We start from the raw sequence: 453 nt of genomic DNA, 5'->3' as shown, positions 1-453 counted from the left end.
CGCTCGCCCAGCGCGGCGAGCCCCTGCCCGAGCCCCACGGTGGTGACGGTCTTCCCCTCGCCCTTCGGCGTCGGCGACATGCCCGTCACGAGGACGGTCGTCCCGGCTGACTCCGCCGCGGCCCCGGAAGCGTCCGCTCCGTCGCCGACGGCGTCGCGGACCGCCGCGTGCGTGAGCTTCGCGACGCCGTCGCCGCGCCGCTCGACGTCGTCGGCGGAGAGCCCGAGGTCGGCCGCGACCTCCTCGATCGCCCGGGGATCGGTCGCTCGCGCGACGGCGAGGTCCGACTCCGGTACCCCAGTCGCGTCGCTCGCGGGATCGGTGGGCGCCATACCGGCGCTTCTCGGGCCGCTCGTATGAGCGTTGCTCGGGGCTTGGTGACAACTATCAGCGGTCGAGGAACGGCGGGACCACGACCTCGGCGCGCTTCTCGTCGCCGCGCACGACGACGCT

General features: G+C 74.8%; 1 protein-coding gene. It reads right to left on the bottom strand.

The window, feature by feature from the left end:
* Nucleotides 1–332 (bottom strand): formate--tetrahydrofolate ligase (locus tag D3D02_RS19745; protein WP_121571393.1); only part of this gene is annotated, 332 nt, incomplete at its 3' end.
* Between the last annotated feature and the right edge of the window lie 121 nt (nt 333–453).

Origin of the sequence: Halobellus sp. Atlit-38R (genome assembly GCF_003665925.1) — an archaeon.
Taxonomy (GTDB): Archaea; Halobacteriota; Halobacteria; order Halobacteriales; family Haloferacaceae; genus Haloquadratum; species Haloquadratum inordinatus.
The sequence above is the reverse complement of the archived record's forward strand: the minus strand, read 5'-3'. Positions and strand labels throughout refer to the sequence as shown.